Genomic DNA, 16,674 nt, shown 5'->3' on the forward strand with positions numbered 1-16,674 from the left:
CCATGAGCACCGCCGAACGACGTGGTCTTTTGATCATTCTTTCCTCACCTTCCGGTGCGGGAAAAAGCACCTTGGCCAAACGGCTGATGGCTTGGGATGAAACGCTCACGTTTTCGGTGTCTGCCACGACCCGCCGCCCGCGCGCGGGCGAGACGGACGGCAAGGATTATTTCTTCGTCACCGAGGAAGCTTTTCGCAAGTCGGTCGCCGATGGTGAGATGCTGGAGCACGCACATGTTTTCGGCAATTTCTACGGCTCGCCGAAACCCCCGGTCGAGACCGCAATCAATGCGGGGCGCGACGTGCTGTTCGACATTGACTGGCAAGGCGCACAACAGATCCGCAATTCCGCATTGGGGCCCTACACGCTGTCGATTTTTATTCTGCCGCCATCAATCCCGGAACTGCACCGCCGGCTGGTGTCTCGCGGGCAGGATGATGCGGAAACAATTGCCAAGCGCATGCAAAAAAGCTGGGATGAAATCAGCCATTGGGACGGTTATGATTACGTCCTGATCAACGATGATCTGGACACGACCGAAGCAAAACTGAAAACGATAATAGCTGCGGAAAGGCTCAAGTTCGCGCAGCAGCCCCGACTGAGCGATCACGTGCGCAGCCTCCAGACCGAATTTGAGGAATTGCCATGACCTTATACGCGCTCGGTGATCTCAATCCCGATATTGCGACGTCCGCGTGGGTTGCGCCCGATGCCAATGTGATCGGCAATGTCCGCATCGGCGCGCGTGGGTCCGTCTGGTTCGGCAGCACCCTGCGCGGGGACAATGAGCTGATCGATGTAGGCGCCGGGACGAACGTGCAGGAAAACTGTGTTTTCCACACCGATATCGGTTTCGCGCTGACCATTGGCGTGAATTGCACAATTGGCCACAAGGTAATGCTGCACGGCTGCACGATCGGGGACAATTCGCTGATTGGCATGGGGGCTACCGTTCTGAATGGTGCGGTAATCGGGCGCAATTGCCTGATCGGTGCGGGTGCCCTGATTACCGAAGGCAAGAAAATCCCCGACGGAAGCCTCGTGATGGGCGTGCCGGGTAAAGTGGTCCGCGACCTCGATGAGCAAGCGATCAAGGGCCTCGAACTGAGTGCCTTGCATTATCAGGAAAACGCACGGCGGTTTGCCGAAACCCTGCGCGTGCTTTGACCTATGGCGGGCAATCCGGCGGTCAGCGATGTCGTCGCGGCGTTACCTCTTCCTGCTCTGGCAATTGACACCTCCGAGCAGATCATCGCCATCAATGATGCGGCACAAAAGCTGCTGACCCTTCCGGCATTGGGCCGCCACTTTATCACAGCGCTCCGTCAGCCCGCAGTTGTCGAGGCGGTGGAGCGGTGCCTGGGCACAGGGAAAAGCGCGAACGCGCAGTTTCTGTCGCGCGAAAACGCGACCGACACGACTTATGATGTAGCCGTGCGCTCCGTTCCGCCAGCGGATGTAGCGCTGGTGACATTCACGGACATTACCCATGTTGCGGCAGCGGGACAGATGCGGCGCGATTTCGTTGCAAACGTCAGCCATGAACTGCGTACACCATTGACCGCCCTGACCGGCTTTATCGAGACACTGCAGGGTCCGGCGCGGGACGATCCGGCCGCGCGCGACAGGTTTCTTGATATCATGATGAAGGAGGCGGGTCGGATGAACCGGCTGGTCGGCGATTTGCTATCGCTCAGCCGGGTGGAGGCGGACGAGCGGGTCAGGCCGACCGCGCAGATCGACCTGATGGTCATCCTCAACACTGTGGTACGTAACATCGCACCCTTGGCCACCGAAGCGCATATCGACCTTAACGCTGATCTGCCAGAAAGCCCGATCATCCTTGAAGGGGACGCAGACCAGCTGACGCAGGTGTTCACCAACCTGATCGAGAACGCGATCAAATACGGCGGGCGAGATAAAGCGGTCCACATCGACGTGATTGAAAGTGACCATGACACGGCGCTTAGGGCTCCTTCGGTGCGGGTATGTGTGAGGGATGAGGGGCCGGGCATTGCTGCAGTACATCTGCCGCGCCTGACGGAGCGATTCTACCGGGCCGACAGCCATCGCAGCCGCGTTCTGGGTGGAACCGGTTTGGGTTTGGCCATCGTAAAGCACATACTCAACCGGCATCGCGGACGCCTGAAAGTCACCTCGCAAATCGGCCAAGGATCTGAATTTACTGTGGTATTGCCGCAATCCCTGTCGGGTGGTGGTTGACCGTCTTTCAGGTGTGCAATGGTCGGCGGAAATTCAAGCGTCGCGCTGTCATGAAACTGTAACACAGGTGTCACAAAAGCATCGTAACGCCGCCGTAAACGGGCGCAGACATCACCATTGGGGTGGTGCACGTGACTGCTGACAGGAGACACTGATGTCTTTCGTAAATCTCACAACTTCCGCGCTGGCGATCGCCGCGGTATCCGCAACTGCCGCCGCCGCACGGGATCAGGTGCAAATCGCCGGCTCGTCGACAGTTCTGCCCTACGCTTCCATTGTAGCCGAAGCTTTCGGCGAGAACTTTGATTACCCCACACCGATCGTCGAATCCGGTGGTTCATCCGCAGGGCTCAAGCGTTTTTGTGAAGGCGTCGGCGAAAACACGATCGACATCGCCAACGCCTCGCGCCAGATCAAACCGTCCGAGCTTGAAGTCTGTGCGGCAAACGGGGTGAGCGATATCATCGAGGTGCGCGTAGGGTACGACGGTATCGTCTTTGCCTCGGACATAGATGGCGCGTCCTTCGCATTCACCCCCGAAGACTGGTACAAGGCGCTGGCCGCCGAACACTTTATCGACGGGGCGCTGGTCGAAAACACCTATGCCACCTGGGATCAGGTAAACCCTGACTTCCCCGCGCAACCCATTCAGGCCTTCATTCCCGGCACCAAGCACGGCACGCGCGAAGTCTTCGAAGAGAAGGTTATTCTCGCCGGGTGCGAAGAGGGCGGATATCTGCAGGCGATGCTGGATGCCGGTATGGACGAGGACACCGCCGAGGGTAACTGCATGGCGATCCGTACCGATGGCACATCGGTCGATATCGACGGTGACTACACCGAAACGCTCGCCCGTATCGAAAGCAACAAGGACGGCGTGGGCGTTTTCGGTCTCGCGTTCTATGAGAACAACACCGACAAGCTTCAAGTGGCGACCATGTCGGATGTTGTCCCCTCGACCGAGAGCATCTCGACCGGTGATTACCCCGTGTCGCGGCCTTTGTTCTTCTACATCAAGAAGGCCCATATCGGTGTCATTCCAGGGCTCAAGGAATTCGCTGAATTCTTTGTCGCCGATGAGATCGCAGGCCCCGACGGACCATTGGCCGAGTATGGCTTGGTCGCGGACCCGGAGCTCGCAGATACCCAAGCAGCCGTTGCCGATGAGGCCGTAATCAACTAAGTCGCGACTTGCAACTGAACCAACTGGCCCGGGTCCGTCTTGGTTAAGGCGGACCCGGTAGTCCTAAAAGAAGTGTCATCGGCGCCATGTCTCAATCCTACTTGATCAGCCCGGTCGTCACGGTCCTCATCCTGCTGGGGCTCGGGGGCGTTGGCTATGTCCTCGCCCGCGGCAGGGCGATGGCACGCGCAGGGGGCGATGCGCGTGTGCTGCATTCGCTTCCCAACTATTACGGGATGACCGCCGCGATCTTTGCCACCATCCCTGCGTTGGGGGTGATGGTGATCTGGCTTCTGGCGCAGCCCGTGCTCGTTCAGAATGCACTGGTTCCGATGCTGCCCGCGCAAATCACAGCTGACACTGGGGCGACGAACCTTGCGCTGTCGGATATCGGTCGGGTGGCGACAGGCCTGGATGCCGCCGTGGCGCAAGGAGTGTTATCCGATCAAAGCATTGCCGCCTTTCGGACAGACACGACCGGCCTGCGCGATACGCTCGGGGGTGTTGGCGTGGCGCTCGGATCCGATGTCGAGCCTTTCGTGCTGGAGGCGGCACAGGTCAAACGCACTTTGGACGTCCGCGGTGATCTTCTGCGCTTTGCAGTCGTAATTGCAATCGGATTGGCCGGTTTGGCAATCGCCGTGCGCGCGGCCGATCCCGCGTTTCGCGCCCGTAACGTGGTTGAGCGGGGAATGCTCACGGTGCTGGTCATCGCAGCCTCGCTGGCCGTGCTGACGACCGTTGGCATCGTGTTGTCCATGGTGTTCGAAACAATAAACTTTTTCCGACTGCACCCGTGGCAGGATTTCTTTCTTGGCGGCACATGGGCGCCGAATTTTCGCGGTGACAGCGCATTGTCTTTCCTCCCGCTGCTGTGGGGCACGCTGTATATTTCGGTGATCGCGCTGCTGGTCGCTGTTCCGATCGGCCTTTTTGCAGCGATCTACCTGAGCGAATATGCAAGCGCGCGGCTGCGGGCGGTGGCCAAGCCCCTGCTGGAAATCCTCGCGGGTATCCCGACCATCGTCTACGGGCTTTTTGCCCTGCTGACTGTCGGCCCATTCCTTGTCGATGTGTTCGGTGCAGGGGGGCCACTGAGCATGGAAGGCGTGCGCGACGGCGACCCGCTCATGTCGGGGGCGACGGCGGTGATGACTGCGGGTCTCGTCATGGGGATCATGCTCATTCCGTTCGTCTCTTCATTGAGCGACGATATCATCAACGCGGTGCCGCAATCCTTGCGCGACGGGTCTTACGGGCTTGGTGCGACACCGTCGGAAACCATCCGGCAGGTCGTGCTGCCAGCGGCCCTTCCGGGCATTGTGGGGGCCATACTGCTGGCCGCATCGCGGGCCATCGGGGAAACGATGATCGTGGTTCTGGGGGCAGGGGCCATCGCCCGCTTCTCCGGCAACCCGTTCGAGGCAATGACCACCATCACGACCCGTATTGTCAGCCAGCTGACAGGCGATACCGATTTCGCCAGCCCCGAAACACTCGTCGCATTTGCGCTCGGGCTCACGCTCTTCGTGCTTACGCTGGGTCTGAACATCATCGCGCTCTACATCGTGCGCACCTACAGGGAGCAGTACGAATGACCAAAGCATCCCACACATCCTTGCTTGCGCTTGATGAGCGTACCAAGCGCCGCAACCGTGCCGAGCGTCGTTTCAAGGCCTACGGATTGGCCGCCATTGGCGTCGGTGTGTTGATGGTGTTGATCTTGCTGACGACCATCATCGGGCGGGGTACAGGGGCGTTTCAACAGACGTATGTCACGCTGGCCGTTGAATTGAGCGCGGCGAAGCTGGACAAGAACGGCAACCGTGACATCGAAGAGATCAAGAAGGTCTCGACGTTTGGCTACAAGCCTTTGCTCACTGCCGCGTTCGAAAAACGCGTGGCCGAAAGTGGCCTGTCCACCGATCTTAGCCCCAAGGAAATGGCCGGCATCCTTTCCAAGGGAGCCGAGGCGCAGATGCGTGATGCCGTGATCGCTAATCCGTCCCTGATCGGTCAGACGGTGTCCTTCGACTTTCTCGCGTCGGGCCGGGTCGATGGATATCTGAAAGGCCGTGTGACGCGCGACAGTATTGCCAATGACAAGAACATCAGTCCCGCCCAGCTAGATCTGGTCGATGCCTTGCGGGCCGAGGGCGCGTTGGAGAAAAAGTTCAACCTTGCCTTTATCACCGGGGCGGATGCGTCAGACGCCCGTCCCGAGGCCGCCGGCATGGGCGTGTCCATGGTCGGCTCGCTTTTCATGATGCTTGTTGTGCTGGTGCTGGCCCTGCCAATCGGGGTGGCGGCGTCAATCTATCTCGAAGAGTTCGCGCCGAAAAACTGGATCACGGACATCATCGAAGTGAACATTTCGAACCTCGCCGCGGTGCCGTCCATTGTTTTCGGTATTCTGGGCTTGGCTGTCTTCATCAACTACATGCACCTTCCAAATTCGGCGCCGCTGGTCGGGGGATTGGTGCTGACCCTGATGACTTTGCCGACGATCATCATATCCACGCGCGCCTCGTTGAAGTCGGTGCCACCCTCCATCCGCGATGCGGCACTGGGCGTCGGTGCGTCGAAGATGCAGTCGGTATTTCACCATGTTCTGCCCCTTGCCGCACCGGGTATCCTGACCGGCACGATCATTGGTCTTGCGCAGGCACTGGGCGAAACGGCACCCCTGCTGCTGATCGGAATGGTCGGATTTATTGCCTCCAATGGTCCCGAAAGCATCAGCGAAGGCCTGCTGTCGCCCAACTCGGCCATGCCCGCACAAATTTACGAATGGGCGAAACGCGCCGATCCGGCATTTTACGAACGTGCATGGGGCGGCATTATCATCTTGCTGGTGTTCCTCATCACCATGAACGCAATCGCAGTTTTGCTGCGCCGCCGCTTTGAGCGGCGCTGGTAGCCGGAGAGACGGATGCGAGACGAGACACAAAAACCGGAGGCTACTGTGGCCCAGAAATCGAAAATTTCAGCGCGTGACGTTCAGGTCTATTACGCAGACAACCACGCGATCAAGGATGTCAGCATCGAGATCGAGGACAATACGGTCACGGCTTTCATCGGTCCGTCGGGCTGCGGGAAATCGACCTTCCTGCGCTGTATCAACCGGATGAACGACACGATCGATATTGCCCGCATCGAAGGTGATATCCTGATCGATGGCGAGGATATCTATGATCCCAAAGTCGATCCGGTACAGCTGCGCGCCAAGGTCGGAATGGTTTTCCAAAAGCCGAACCCGTTTCCCAAGTCAATCTATGATAATGTCGCCTACGGGCCGCGTATCCACGGGCTTGCCCGGAACAAGGCCGATCTTGACGAGATTGTCGAACGGGCCCTGCGCCGTGGGGCGATCTGGGACGAGGTGAAGGACAGGCTTCATGCCCCCGGCACGGGGCTTTCAGGCGGACAACAACAACGCCTGTGTATTGCACGCGCCGTCGCGACGGAACCTGAGGTCTTGTTGATGGACGAGCCCTGTTCGGCATTGGACCCGATCGCATCTGCGCAGGTGGAGGAACTGATCGACGAACTGCGCCAGAACTATTCGGTGGTGATCGTGACACATTCGATGCAGCAGGCCGCGCGTGTCAGCCAGCGCACCGCCTTTTTCCATCTGGGTCACCTTGTGGAATTTGGCGATACCGATCAGATCTTCACAACCCCCGAAGATCCGCGCACAGAAAGCTATATTACCGGAAGGATCGGTTAATATCATGGAAAAACAACATCATATCGCTTCGGCCTTTGACCGCGATCTGGAACAGGTTCAAGCCCAGATCATGAAGATGGGCGGCCTGGTCGAAGATGCGATCCGTCAATCCGCCCAAAGTCTCGAGACACGCGATGAGCCTTTGGCCGAAAAGGTGCGCGCGGCGGACAAGCAGATCGACGCTTTGGAAGCGCAGATCAACGAACAGGCCGCGCGGGTCATTGCCCTGCGCGCCCCCACGGCGGTTGATCTGCGGGTCATTCTCAGCGTGATGAAAATTTCTGCAAACCTTGAGCGGATCGGCGATTACGCCAAGAACATGGCGAAACGGACAGGTGTATTGGCAAGCCTGCCGCCGGTAAACGACGGCGCGGGCAGCATTCGCCGCATGGCCCGACTTGCCGAAGAGATGCTCAAGGACGCGCTGGACGCCTATATCCGCCGCGATGCGGACCTTGCCGCGGATGTGATCGCGCGGGATGAAGACCTCGACCAGATGTATAACGCCCTGTTCCGGGAGTTCCTGACGTTCATGATGGAAGACCCCCGAAACATCACCGCCTGTATGCATTTGCATTTCATCGCAAAGAATGTCGAGCGTATGGGCGATCATTGTACGTCCATGGCTGAACAGGTCGTATATCTTGTCACAGGTCAGCATCCCGACGAAGCGCGGCCCAAGGCGGATCAGACCTCCGTGACACCGCAGGTCTGATCGACGTGTCGGTGCCGCAGCTGCAGGTCTTGCTGGTCGAGGACGAGCCCGCGCAACGCGAGGTTCTGGCCTATAATCTCGAGGCGGAAGGGTACGCCGTGCGCCGCGCCGAGAACGGCGAAGAAGCGATGATGTTGATCAAGGAAGCATTGCCCGATCTCGTAATTCTGGACTGGATGATGCCGTTGATGTCGGGGATAGAGGTCTGCCGACAGATCAAAACGCGCAGTGAAACCCGCAATATCCCCGTGATCATGCTGAGTGCGCGTTCCGAAGAGGTGGACGCCGTGCGTGGATTGGATACGGGCGCGGATGACTACGTCGTCAAACCCTATAATCTGCGTGAACTGATGGCACGGGTCAGGACACAATTGCGGCGGGCGCGTCCCGCGGCATCGGGCGAAACACTTCAATTTGCGGATATCGTTCTCAACCCCGAAACACATCGCGTCACGCGCGGCACGTCAGAGCTTAAACTCGGGCCGACCGAATACCGGCTTTTGTTGACGTTTCTGGAAAAGCCGGGGCGGGTTTTCAGCCGTGACCAGCTGCTGGATCGGGTTTGGGGGCAGGATATCTACGTCGACACCCGCACGGTTGACGTACATATCGCACGCCTGCGCAAGGCGCTCGCGGGGCAGGGTGGGGATGACCCCATCCGCACCGTTAGAGGTGCGGGATATGCGCTTGGCTGACGTGCCTGCGCCTAGTGGTTGTCTTTCCCGGCCTGCCGAATTTGCGACAATGTCGCGCGTGGCGTGAGCGCTTCGGCCGAGATATTGAGATCGAGCACGGCGCCCGTGTCCGACGCAAGCGCACGGGCAAAGGCCGCCTCGAAGTCCTCTGTGTTTTCAACATGTTCCGCGTAAAACCCATAGGCCCGTGCAAGCGCTGGAAAATCAGGACTGGTCATCGTTGTTCCGGAAACCCGATCCGGAAAATGGCGTTCCTGATGGGCTCGGATGGTTCCGTAGATGCCATTGTTCAGGATCAACACGATCGGCTGTGCGCCCGCTTGTGTGGCCGTCGCCAGTTCCTGGCAATTCATCTGGAAATCTCCGTCACCCGCAAAACAGATCACGGTGCGACCGGGATCTGCTACCTTTGCCGCAATGGCCGCCGGCACGCCGTATCCCATCGCACCGGACTGCGGTGCAAGCAGCCGCGCGTCTGGGCCGTATTCAAAGAATTTATTGGGCCAGGCGGTGAAATTTCCGGCCCCGTTGGTGACAATAACGTCCGATGGCAGCACGGCGCGCAAATGGGCCATCACCTTTCCCATGTCGACGGGCGAAGGCAGGTCGGGCAGGTCAAAGCCATCAAGAAACGCGCGGCGGGCGTTTTCACGCCACGTGCCGCGCTCTTCCTTGGCCGCTTCTTGCGCCAGAGCGGTGGCAAAGGCGTTGGGGCCCGATTGAATGGCGATCTCCGGTTGGTAGATCTTGCCCAGTTCCAGATCGGATGCATGCACGTGGATAAGGCGCTGTTTCGGTACCGGCACATCCAGCAGCGTATATCCTTCGGTCGAGTTTTCCCCGAACCGGTTGTTGATGGCCAGGATAACATCTGCGTCGCGTATCAAGGCACGGACGGACGGGATCATGCCGACACCCGCTTCACCGCAGAAAGTCTCAGATGTATTGTCGTATTGATCCTGATATCGGAACACGCATACGACCGGGATGTCGGAGTTTTCGGCGAATGTTTGCAAGGCGTTGCTGCCCTCGGTGCTCCAATTGCAACCGCCGTAAAGGATCACGGGCCGTTTGGCCGTGCGCAGGATGTCGCGGGTTCGGTTCACCGCTTGAAAATCGGGCGTTGCCTCGGCGTATTGCGCAGGACCGGGCAGGGGCTGCACATCGGTCAGTCCGCTCAGCACGTTTTCAGGCAGCGCAATCACGACAGGTCCGGGGCGGCCCGTGATAGCGGTTTTCCAAGCACGCGCAATGATTTCCGGAATGCGGTCGGTGCTGTCGATCTCGCAGGCCCATTTGGCGACCGTCCCGAACATCGCGGGATAGTCAATCTCCTGAAACGCTTCACGACCCTTCATGTCCGCGCCGACTTGGCCGACAAAAACCAACATTGGCGCGCTGTCCTGCTGCGCGGTGTGGATGCCGATGGACGCGTTGGTCGCGCCGGGGCCGCGGGTCACAAAACAGATGCCCGGTGTCCCGGTCAGCTTGCCGTAGGCCGCGGCCATAAACGACGCACCACCTTCGTTGCGGCACAAAACAAAGTCAAAGGTACCGCCGGTGTCATGCAGCGCATCGAGCACGGGTAGATAGCTTTCACCCGGCACGCCAAAGCTCTTGCGTGCGCCAAGCGCAATAAGACAATCCACAAGAAGCTGTCCGCCATTCCGTGCCATGTTCTGTTCCTCGATTTCTTTTGAGGCAAGATCACTCGGGTGTCGAAGGACTGCAACGGCTAAGTTGATCGGAGGGCACCGACTTTCTGATAAACGTAAAAGGTATAATCCATATTATGTAAATATTAGATATGGCGAGGAACTGTTACCGTTACCACCGACCGCACAGGCTGGTCTTGCTGAAAAATTGAGCGATTTCCGAATGCAACGTGATGCAGCTATGACGCGAATAAGTGCGAATAAAGCGGCTTTTCCACTGCGCACTGGACAGAATTGATCGCAACTGTCAAATTTTGGGCAATGCTGCCGGAGCTTCCATGACATCGATACTGATCCTTAACGGCCCCAATCTGAATTTGCTTGGCACACGTCAGCCTGAAGTCTATGGGCACACGACGTTGAGCGAAGTCGAAAAGGCTTGCATCGCGCACGGCAAGCAGCTTGGCGTGACGGTCTCCTGTCTTCAATCCAATCACGAAGGTGCGTTGATCGACGCTGTCCATGCCGCCCGTGAAACCCACAACGGTCTGATCATCAACGCCGGCGCCTATACACATACCTCGGTCGCGTTGATGGATGCAGTTGCGTCGGTTGCCGTGCCAACGGTTGAGGTTCATCTGAGCAACATTCATGCCCGTGAGGACTTCCGACACCGCTCCTATCTCGCGAAGGTCGCGCTGGGTCAGATCTGTGGGTTTGGCGTTCAGGGGTACCTGCTCGCGATTGATGCCCTTAACAAACATCTGGAGAGCTGATGAGCCTGCGCATGTACCTCAGGAATGTCTCTGACAGCCAGCGCATCGAAGCGCTCTGGGAAGCGCATTGCAACCAGATGGCGGATTTCGGCTTTGACCGTTTGCTCTACGGGTTCACGCGATATCGCACGGACACATCGCTTGGTGATCCTGAGGATTTCGTGATCCTGACAAACCATCCGCGCGAATATACCGATGTGTTCCTGAGCGACAGTCACTATTTTCATGCACCCATGGTGCAATGGGCGCTCCAGAACGAAGGCGCGAAGAGCTGGCAGCACATTGCCGAGGTCATGCGATCAGAAGGTCTCTCACCGCAGGCACGCGCGATCTATGAGTTCAATCAGAAGATGAACGTCACGGCCGGCTATACAGTCAGCTTCAAATCGGTTTCCGCAAGGTCCAAAGGCGCAATCGCGCTGACCGCTGAACCGGGAATGTCGCAAGAAGACATCGACGCCGTTTGGGAAAAGCACGGCAACGACATTACGCTGATGAACAACATCGTTCATCTCAAGATACTTACCCTGCCCTACAATACGCCCAGCCGGTCACTGACGAACCGCCAGCGCGAGGCGCTGGAATGGGTTGGAGACGGGAAAACGACGCAGGACATTGCCATGCTGATGGGCCTGACGTCCGCGACCGTAGAGAAACATCTCAGGCTCGCGCGGGAGAATCTGTCGGTGGAAACCACGGCACAGGCGGTCCTCAAGGCGGCTTTCGCAAACCAGATGTTTATTCTTGATCTATAATTTAACCATTAGGTAAGGTTTTCCGTACTAGGCAAAGTTGACGTAGCGTCGCAGTATTTATTTGTCGGGTTAGACTGCTTGGCAGGCTCGGCGAACGGTACGTGAAACCCTTGGAATATCAAGGCTCTGGCGTATCCCGGACTCCTTGGTTCTATACTCGGATCAAAGGGCCGGACCTATTCTGCGATCGCGCACTCCCCGCGCTTGCGTAGTCTCAAGAAGGACGATCCGTTTACCCGTCGGATCGTCCTTCAGCGTTTTCGGCCCTGTAACCCGCAAGCAAAAAAAACGGGCCCACCTGCATCGGGGGCCCGTTTCAATCATCGCGCTATGGCTAAGAGTTAGCCTTGCGCGGCTTTTGCGACCTCGGCTGCGAAGTCTTCCTTGACCACTTCGATGCCTTCGCCAACTTCCAGACGCACGAAACCGGAAATGGTTGCGCCCGCTTCTTTTGCGGCTTCACCAACGGTGTGATCTGGGTTCACAACGAACGCCTGGTTCAGCAGTGTCACTTCGGACATGTATTTCTTCATCCGACCTACAATCATCTTTTCGATGACCTGTTCCGGCTTGCCGGATTCGCGGGCGATGTCGATCTGGACCTGCTTTTCTTTCTCGACGACGGCTGGGTCAAGGTCGTCTTCCGACAGCGATGCCGGGTTTACAGCTGCGATGTGCATCGCGACCTGCTTGCCGAACGCCTCGTCACCACCGGACATTGCCACCAACACGCCGATCTTGCCCATACCGGGAGCAGCCGCGTTGTGGACGTAGGACACAACAGTGTCGCCCTCGATCGCGGACATCCGGCGGACAGACATGTTTTCGCCGATCACGGCAACGGCGTCGGTCACGGTCTGCTCGACCGATTTGCCGCCCATGTCCGCTGCTTTCAGCGCGTCGATGTCGGATTGCGAAACCGCAACATCGGCAATGTTGCCGACCATTTTCTGGAAATCGGCGTTCTTGCCGACGAAATCGGTCTCGGAGTTGACTTCAACCGCCACACCGCGCCCGCCTTCAACTTTCACGGCCACGAGGCCCTCGGCCGCGGTACGGCCGGATTTTTTGGCCGCTTTGGCCAGGCCCTTGGTGCGCAGCCAATCGACCGCCGCTTCCATATCGCCGTCTGTTTCGGTCAACGCCTTCTTGGCGTCCATCATGCCTGCGCCGGTCGCGTCGCGCAGTTCTTTCACCAAAGATGCAGTAATTGCCATCGCTTGGGTCTCCTAAATTTGGTTTCAGGTCTGGATGTGTCCGGGGCAGGTATCCCCTGCCCCATCCTACATGCCGTCATCGGTTCCCTGCCCGAAGGCAGGGTCACCGGATCAGGATTTCGCCGCTTCGACGGTTTCCTGCTTCGATTCGATATCGAAAGGCGCGCCATCGGCTGTCGATGCGTCAGAAGCGGTCTGATCGGATACGTTACCCGTCTCCACACCGGTGCTTTCTGCGACGACTTCTTCCTCGGGGGCCTGCTCCATCTCGCCGATGTCGACACCTGCGGCGCCCAGCTGTGCGGACATGCCGTCGAGTGCGGCGCGCGATGCCAGATCGCAGTACAGACCGATTGCGCGTGCCGCGTCATCGTTGCCGGGGATGATGTAATCGATACCGTCTGGCGAGCAGTTGGTGTCGACAACAGCCACAACCGGAATGCCCAGTTTGTTGGCTTCTGCGATGGCCAGCTGTTCCTTGCGCACATCGATCACGAACAGCAGGTCAGGACGACCGCCCATTTCGCGGATACCGCCCAGCGACGCCTGCAGTTTGCCTTGGTCACGTTCCATGCCAAGACGCTCTTTCTTGGTCAGACCCTCGAAACCCATCTCGGACTGTTCGTCGATGTTTTTCAAACGGTTGATCGACTGCGAAACAGTCTGCCAGTTGGTCAGCGTACCGCCGAGCCAGCGGTGGTTCATGTAATATTGCGCGCATTTCTCGGCGGCTTCGGCGATGGGCTGTTGTGCCTGACGCTTGGTGCCGACGAAAAGGATGCTGCCGCCCTTGGCGACGGTGTCGCGGATGACCTGAAGCGCCTGGTCCAGCATTGGAACAGTCTGTGTCAGATCCATGATGTGAATGCCGTTGCGCGCGCCGTAGATGAACGGACCCATGCGAGGGTTCCAGCGCTGCGTCTGGTGGCCGAAGTGTACGCCTGCTTCAAGCAATTGGCGCATGGAGAACTCAGGAAGAGCCATGTCTTTATACCTTTCCGGTTTAGCCTCATCGGGGGTATGATCCGCGACATGCGAACCAACCGGCGGAGGTGCGGGGATGTCTCCCCCGTACGCCCCAATCCCCGACTGCGGGATGAAGTGAGGGGCGGATACTGCAGTTTAAACGGAATCGCAAGGCATATAATGGGGTAGCAGGCTTGCTTTCTGAGCCAGAAACGTGTTGTGCTGCACGTGCAGGATCGATTGGTCCGTCATTGCCTCGGAAAGCACCGTGTCCTTGATCACTTATTGATAATCCGAAGCAGCTTGGATCAGTGACCGTGAGAGATACAGAACCCGCATTTTTGGCAAAACCGCAGCTCAAGATCATTGAGGGGCGTTCAGAGCTTGAAGAGCTCGCGCATTTCATGGTCGATGTTTTCGCGCTTCCCGCCCTGCCGGTCAAACAGCGGTTCTCCATCTTGCTGAACCGTGCATGCCGCGTGTTCGGAATGGACTATGGCTATATCACGTTGCCACAGGAACCGGTCTCGGCCGTGCCCTTCATTTCGGCGCGCATGGTTGTGCCGCCTGCCGGGCCCAGCAAAATCACACTGACACACATGCTGACCAGCAACCGCAAAACGCTTCACTACGATAATCCCGAAATGGCGCCCAGTGCGGATTGCCCGGACCAGACGGGCTTTGTGCCGTCGCGTTTCATGGGCGCACCGGTTGTTTTCGACGGGCGGGTTTTCGGCACCGTAGAGTTCGGATCCCGCGCTGGTGGTGGGGCTCCGATCAGCGCCGAGCAGTTGATGCTCGTGCGCATGGCCGCCGGTCTGACCGCCGGAACACTCGTTCTTCTGACGGACTAATCACACTTCTTTCAAAAGCTGTTCGTGTGTGGTGCGCACTGTCGTTTCGCACGCTCGCGCAAGCGCTTTGCGGTCGGCAAATGCGCTGACCTTCAGCGGATCACAGTACACAACGCGCACCTTCCCCTGACGTTTCGGCATGAGCGTGGCAAGCAGATGTGCGCCGAACGACATGTCCCCCCACCAACCATAAAAACGAGGATCGGTTCCGTCGGGAGCCGCGTAATGGACGGCCACAGGCTGCACCCAGATTTCGTCCCGCAAATCAGCCGCGAAAAACGATTGGAACAGGGTCGTTTTGAACTCAAGCACTTGCTTCCCATCGGTGCTTGTCCCCTCGGGGAAGAACAGAAGCTTGTGACCGGCAAGCAGACGGGCCTGAAAGACTTCGGTCTGTTCGCGCGCGCGTGCGGGGTTACGTTCAATGAAGACAGTGCCCGTGGCCTTCGCAAGCCAGCCGATCCCGGGCCAGTTTGCCACTTCGGATTTTGACACGAAATAGATCCGTTTGGCGGCATTGAGCGCGAAGATATCGAGCCAACTGCTGTGGTTGGCAACAACCGCACCCCTATGGGCCATCGGGGCACCTTTCACGTCATATGCAATCCCGAGAAGGCGAAAGGCGTTCCGGCAGACAAACTGTGTAATGTGCGGCGTATAGGGGCGATGCAGCCCGAAAAGCGGCCGCTCGATCAGCCGCGCGATAATCAGGATCAACAGGCAGCCAAACACAAGGATCGCCAGTGGCAAGCCCCTGCGCAGGATGCGGAAGATGCTGTGGATCGTGACCGTTTCGGCTGGTGGATAATCGCCTTCGTCCCAAGTGCCGCTCATGCCGGTGCCCCGCGATACCGCCGTGCCTGCCGGTCGTTCATTTGTGCAGTGTCCATGACAAGACAGACGTCTGTGGTGTTAAATGCGTAATCGATATAGGCGCCTTCCCCGACGTATCCGCCAAGGCGCAGATAGGCCTTGATCAGGCTCGGCACTTGCAGCATCGCGGCACGCCGATCGAGGTTCTCCGGCGCGATAAGATCCATTCTCTGGAACGCATCGTCCTGCGCGCGCACCCGCAGACCCGGCGGCGCGAGGTGTCGGTGATGCAGCAAGGAAAGCGGAGCTGCCAGTTTTTCGGGATCCGTGCCGTGAAAACTTGCGACGCCGAAGAGGATTTCGATGCGGTGGCGGGCCACGTAATCCGCAAGCCCTTCCCAAAGCCGGTGCATCGCCATTCCGCCCCTGAAGTCGGGGTGCAAACACGATCGACCGAGTTCGAGCACGGGCCGACCGCAGGACCGCAGCGGGCCCAGATCGTATTCCGCTTCGGAGTAGAACCCCCCTGCCCGCAAGGCCATATCCCCCCGCAGCAGACGGTAGACCCCGATGACCGCCTCCGAACCTGTTTCCGACAGGATCATATGATCAAAAAACGGGTCAAAGCGGTCTCGTTCGAGCCGCGCGTCATGATCGACCATCGCGCCATCGCCGCCCAGCTCGTCCACGAATACATCGTAGCGAAGGCGTTGCGCGGCCCGCAATTCCGCGTCCGTTTCGGCAAGCTTGACCGTGAAGCGGGATGAGGGGGTCATGCGCATGCCACCCGTCGGTCCATCTGCCCTGCGATACGGCGCGGTAGAGTTTGCAATTTTTCAACCACTGGTTATCATTCTGTTAACGTATTGGGGGCGACACTCAGCCATCAAAAACCGGAAGCAAAGCAATGCGGGAGCTGTCTATGACCATCTTGCCCATATCGCGAAAATTTACCGTGACGCGCCCTTGCACGTTGCTTTGTACCTGCCCGGTTCCCCAATCAGGTTGGTCGGGGTGACGCACCAGCATTCCGGGCGTCAGGATCGCGTTTAGATCTTCCATCCATCTTCCTTCCAGACAAGGACACTTCG

The 16,674-nt window shown here is 58.5% G+C and carries 18 protein-coding genes; 12 read left to right on the forward strand and 6 right to left on the reverse strand.

The features are described from left to right. Positions 1–2 precede the first annotated feature (2 nt). The 9 genes from gmk (at position 3) to phoB (ending at position 8,547) form a co-directional block, all read left to right on the forward strand. Positions 3–650 (forward strand): guanylate kinase, encoded by a 648-nt coding sequence (gene gmk / locus K3756_RS08340; protein WP_259993270.1) that lies wholly within the window; start codon positions 3–5, stop codon positions 648–650. After that, positions 647–1,168, forward strand: coding sequence for a gamma carbonic anhydrase family protein (locus tag K3756_RS08345; protein ID WP_259993272.1), 522 nt, complete (start codon positions 647–649; stop codon positions 1,166–1,168). The genes gmk and K3756_RS08345 overlap by 4 nt, the downstream gene beginning before the upstream one ends. Before the next feature lie 3 nt (positions 1,169–1,171). Beyond that, positions 1,172–2,224, forward strand: coding sequence for a cell wall metabolism sensor histidine kinase WalK (locus K3756_RS08350; protein ID WP_259993281.1), 1,053 nt, complete (start codon positions 1,172–1,174; stop codon positions 2,222–2,224). Between the two features lie 154 nt (positions 2,225–2,378). Further along, positions 2,379–3,407 (forward strand): substrate-binding domain-containing protein, encoded by a 1,029-nt coding sequence (locus K3756_RS08355; protein WP_259993283.1) that lies wholly within the window; start codon positions 2,379–2,381, stop codon positions 3,405–3,407. An 86-nt stretch (positions 3,408–3,493) separates the two neighbouring features. Beyond that, positions 3,494–5,005 (forward strand): phosphate ABC transporter permease subunit PstC, encoded by a 1,512-nt coding sequence (gene pstC, locus K3756_RS08360; protein WP_259993293.1) that lies wholly within the window; start codon positions 3,494–3,496, stop codon positions 5,003–5,005. Further along, a complete protein-coding gene (pstA, locus tag K3756_RS08365; protein ID WP_259993302.1) occupies positions 5,002–6,327 on the forward strand; it encodes a phosphate ABC transporter permease PstA in 1,326 nt (441 codons plus the stop codon). The genes pstC and pstA overlap by 4 nt, the downstream gene beginning before the upstream one ends. A gap of 12 nt (positions 6,328–6,339) precedes the next feature. Next, positions 6,340–7,137 carry a phosphate ABC transporter ATP-binding protein PstB gene (gene pstB / locus K3756_RS08370; RefSeq protein ID WP_259993314.1) on the forward strand — a complete coding sequence of 266 codons (798 nt, stop codon included), beginning with the start codon at positions 6,340–6,342 and terminating at the stop codon, positions 7,135–7,137. Between the two features lie 4 nt (positions 7,138–7,141). Further along, positions 7,142–7,852, forward strand: a complete 711-nt coding sequence (gene phoU, locus K3756_RS08375; protein ID WP_259993324.1) for a phosphate signaling complex protein PhoU — start codon at positions 7,142–7,144, stop codon at positions 7,850–7,852. Between the two features lie 5 nt (positions 7,853–7,857). Continuing rightward, the gene (gene phoB / locus K3756_RS08380) at positions 7,858–8,547 is read left to right on the forward strand and encodes a phosphate regulon transcriptional regulator PhoB (RefSeq protein ID WP_259993334.1); all 690 of its coding nucleotides are present in this window, start codon (positions 7,858–7,860) and stop codon (positions 8,545–8,547) included. Positions 8,548–8,558: 11 nt separating this feature from the next. Here phoB and K3756_RS08385 read toward each other — a convergent pair whose 3' ends face one another. Continuing rightward, on the reverse strand, positions 8,559–10,223 hold the full coding sequence (locus tag K3756_RS08385; protein WP_259993341.1) for a thiamine pyrophosphate-dependent enzyme: 1,665 nt from the start codon (positions 10,221–10,223) through the stop codon (positions 8,559–8,561). A 317-nt stretch (positions 10,224–10,540) separates the two neighbouring features. On the opposite strand from K3756_RS08385, the gene aroQ reads away from it, so the two are divergent. After that, the gene (gene aroQ, locus K3756_RS08390) at positions 10,541–10,978 is read left to right on the forward strand and encodes a type II 3-dehydroquinate dehydratase (protein WP_259993343.1); all 438 of its coding nucleotides are present in this window, start codon (positions 10,541–10,543) and stop codon (positions 10,976–10,978) included. Then, positions 10,978–11,733, forward strand: a complete 756-nt coding sequence (locus K3756_RS08395) for a LuxR family transcriptional regulator (protein WP_259993344.1) — start codon at positions 10,978–10,980, stop codon at positions 11,731–11,733. The genes aroQ and K3756_RS08395 overlap by 1 nt, the downstream gene beginning before the upstream one ends. 341 nt (positions 11,734–12,074) lie before the next feature. Here K3756_RS08395 and tsf read toward each other — a convergent pair whose 3' ends face one another. Together tsf and rpsB are read right to left on the reverse strand one after the other, a co-directional pair. Beyond that, complete coding sequence (tsf, locus tag K3756_RS08400; RefSeq protein WP_259993346.1) at positions 12,075–12,950, reverse strand: translation elongation factor Ts; 876 nt, start codon at positions 12,948–12,950, stop codon at positions 12,075–12,077. 111 nt (positions 12,951–13,061) lie between these two features. Next, positions 13,062–13,934, reverse strand: a complete 873-nt coding sequence (gene rpsB, locus K3756_RS08405; protein ID WP_259993347.1) for a 30S ribosomal protein S2 — start codon at positions 13,932–13,934, stop codon at positions 13,062–13,064. 299 nt (positions 13,935–14,233) lie between these two features. On the opposite strand from rpsB, the gene K3756_RS08410 reads away from it, so the two are divergent. Beyond that, complete coding sequence (locus K3756_RS08410) at positions 14,234–14,770, forward strand: GAF domain-containing protein (protein WP_259993348.1); 537 nt, start codon at positions 14,234–14,236, stop codon at positions 14,768–14,770. On the opposite strand, the gene K3756_RS08415 is transcribed toward K3756_RS08410, so the two are convergent. The 3 genes from K3756_RS08415 to K3756_RS08425 all read right to left on the reverse strand — a co-directional run bounded on the left by K3756_RS08415 (position 14,771) and on the right by K3756_RS08425 (position 16,645). Continuing rightward, positions 14,771–15,604, reverse strand: a complete 834-nt coding sequence (locus K3756_RS08415; protein ID WP_259993349.1) for a 1-acyl-sn-glycerol-3-phosphate acyltransferase — start codon at positions 15,602–15,604, stop codon at positions 14,771–14,773. Continuing rightward, entirely contained in the window at positions 15,601–16,359 is a 759-nt protein-coding gene (locus tag K3756_RS08420; RefSeq protein ID WP_409202429.1) for a GNAT family N-acetyltransferase, read from the reverse strand. The genes K3756_RS08415 and K3756_RS08420 overlap by 4 nt, the downstream gene beginning before the upstream one ends. A gap of 103 nt (positions 16,360–16,462) precedes the next feature. Further along, complete coding sequence (locus tag K3756_RS08425) at positions 16,463–16,645, reverse strand: DUF3553 domain-containing protein (RefSeq protein ID WP_259993351.1); 183 nt, start codon at positions 16,643–16,645, stop codon at positions 16,463–16,465. Between the last annotated feature and the right edge of the window lie 29 nt (positions 16,646–16,674).

The sequence above is a fragment of the Sulfitobacter sp. S190 genome (assembly GCF_025141935.1).
Lineage (GTDB): Bacteria > Pseudomonadota > Alphaproteobacteria > Rhodobacterales > Rhodobacteraceae > Sulfitobacter.

Excerpts from the sequence above, each read along its gene's own strand:
- pstA (WP_259993302.1), top strand. The coding sequence starts at position 5,002 with ATGACCAAAGCATCCCACACATCCTTGCTTGCGCTTGATGAGCGTACC.
- tsf (WP_259993346.1), bottom strand. The coding sequence starts at position 12,950 with ATGGCAATTACTGCATCTTTGGTGAAAGAACTGCGCGACGCGACCGGC.
- rpsB (WP_259993347.1), bottom strand. The coding sequence starts at position 13,934 with ATGGCTCTTCCTGAGTTCTCCATGCGCCAATTGCTTGAAGCAGGCGTA.
- phoU (WP_259993324.1), top strand. The coding sequence starts at position 7,142 with ATGGAAAAACAACATCATATCGCTTCGGCCTTTGACCGCGATCTGGAA.
- K3756_RS08345 (WP_259993272.1), top strand. The coding sequence starts at position 647 with ATGACCTTATACGCGCTCGGTGATCTCAATCCCGATATTGCGACGTCC.
- K3756_RS08425 (WP_259993351.1), bottom strand. The coding sequence starts at position 16,645 with ATGGAAGATCTAAACGCGATCCTGACGCCCGGAATGCTGGTGCGTCAC.
- gmk (WP_259993270.1), top strand. The coding sequence starts at position 3 with ATGAGCACCGCCGAACGACGTGGTCTTTTGATCATTCTTTCCTCACCT.
- aroQ (WP_259993343.1), top strand. The coding sequence starts at position 10,541 with ATGACATCGATACTGATCCTTAACGGCCCCAATCTGAATTTGCTTGGC.
- K3756_RS08385 (WP_259993341.1), bottom strand. The coding sequence starts at position 10,223 with ATGGCACGGAATGGCGGACAGCTTCTTGTGGATTGTCTTATTGCGCTT.
- K3756_RS08415 (WP_259993349.1), bottom strand. The coding sequence starts at position 15,604 with ATGAGCGGCACTTGGGACGAAGGCGATTATCCACCAGCCGAAACGGTC.
- pstB (WP_259993314.1), top strand. The coding sequence starts at position 6,340 with ATGCGAGACGAGACACAAAAACCGGAGGCTACTGTGGCCCAGAAATCG.
- pstC (WP_259993293.1), top strand. The coding sequence starts at position 3,494 with ATGTCTCAATCCTACTTGATCAGCCCGGTCGTCACGGTCCTCATCCTG.
- K3756_RS08395 (WP_259993344.1), top strand. The coding sequence starts at position 10,978 with ATGAGCCTGCGCATGTACCTCAGGAATGTCTCTGACAGCCAGCGCATC.
- K3756_RS08350 (WP_259993281.1), top strand. The coding sequence starts at position 1,172 with ATGGCGGGCAATCCGGCGGTCAGCGATGTCGTCGCGGCGTTACCTCTT.
- K3756_RS08420 (WP_409202429.1), bottom strand. The coding sequence starts at position 16,359 with ATGACCCCCTCATCCCGCTTCACGGTCAAGCTTGCCGAAACGGACGCG.
- K3756_RS08355 (WP_259993283.1), top strand. The coding sequence starts at position 2,379 with ATGTCTTTCGTAAATCTCACAACTTCCGCGCTGGCGATCGCCGCGGTA.